Raw genomic sequence first — 473 nt, forward strand, 5'->3', positions numbered from 1 at the left:
CCCCCTAATGAATGCCCTGTGATATTAAGTTTGGTATTAGAATCTATAGGAGAGATGAAATTCTCTAAAGTTGCTTCTTGAGTGGAATCTTTTAGTAATCTAGGATTGATGTATGGTTTATGTTCTTTTTGGTTATTATAGATTGTTTTATAGATTTTATATTTTGTGGTGTTTTTAGATTCTACAAACTCTTTAGATTCTATATCAATATGAAAAGGCATATCGCCTTTGCATTGAAGATAGAATAATATCATATCAAAGTATTGATTAGGGATATAGCCTGTAGCTAATTGTAAATCTGTTATCCACATATCCCTTGTCCACATTTCTGTGCCTCTTATGGCTAGAGTATATTCTTTGGTTTCTTTATCTTGGAATAAAGTAGCAGAGAAGCCTGAATCTGTGTTAGGTTGATGAAGTAATAAATCATATCTTTCAAAGAAGCGTTTGGCTTGATTAGGGGAGAATTCGCC

1 pseudogene is annotated in these 473 nt (G+C 32.6%); it reads right to left on the reverse strand.

The annotated features are described in order from the left end of the window. Nucleotides 1–473: pseudogene (locus CQA53_RS11970) on the reverse strand (hypothetical protein); the annotation flags it as partial.

The organism is Helicobacter didelphidarum, from assembly GCF_003364195.1.
Taxonomy (GTDB): Bacteria; Campylobacterota; Campylobacteria; order Campylobacterales; family Helicobacteraceae; genus Helicobacter_A; species Helicobacter_A didelphidarum.